Source organism: Pseudomonas sp. AGC41 (genome assembly GCF_057334555.1).
On record NZ_JBHFJB010000065.1, the window covers coordinates 9,671 to 10,467 of the forward strand.

The 797-nt window shown below is 64.7% G+C and carries 1 protein-coding gene; it reads right to left on the reverse strand.

Annotated features, from left to right (window positions below):
* Positions 1 to 729: alpha/beta hydrolase (locus tag ACE04F_RS12285; RefSeq protein ID WP_486107007.1), on the reverse strand; the 729-nt coding region annotated here is incomplete at its 3' end.
* Positions 730 to 797 lie beyond the last annotated feature (68 nt).

The following is a 797-nucleotide window of genomic DNA, read 5'->3' on the forward strand; positions in this document are numbered from 1 at the left end:
GGGCGGCGCAGCTTGATACAAGCGGATGCCGTTGGAAAGGGGCACGATGGGATCGTCAAGGCTGTGGTAGATCAGCTTTGGCACGCCGTTCAATTGTGCGATCGAGCCAATGGCGCTGTCGCCGTCCGGCACCAGCCACGACAGCGGCACCTGCAACGCCCAGGTCAGCCATGAAGTGCTCAGGGCAAAACGTCCGACGTCGCGATAGCTGGCGGGCACGCCATCAAGCACCAGCGCTTTGAGCTGCTGTTGACGCTCTGGATGCTCCACCAGGTAATGCACCGCCAGCGCGCCACCCAGGCTCTGGCCGAGCAGCACCAGCGGCTTGCCTTGGACCTCGGGCGATTGGTCGAGCCATTTGAACGCAGCGTCGATATCCTGGTAGATCGCCGGCAGGCTCGGCTCGCCCTCGGATACCCCATAACCCCGGTAATCGACCATCAGCACTTGATAACCCTGCTCCGGCAACCACCAGCTCCCGCCGAGGTGCCAGGACAGGTTGCCGCCGTTGCCGTGCAAATGCAGCACCGTCCCCTTGACCTCGCCACCCGGCTTCACCGGCAGCCACCAGCCACGCAGCTTCAGGCCGTCAGCCGTGGTCAGGGTGACGTCGCGGTATTCGAGCTTGGCCCGCTGCGGCGTGAACGGCAGGCCGCGTTCGGGGTAGAACAGCAGGGAGCTGCAGCCACTCAGGGCCAGCAGCAGGCAAATGATGCCGAGGGTTCGCATCCGGTGAAGCCTCGCGAAAATCAGAATTGGAACACCGTACCCTTGTGGGGGGGGGGGGGGGGGGGGGG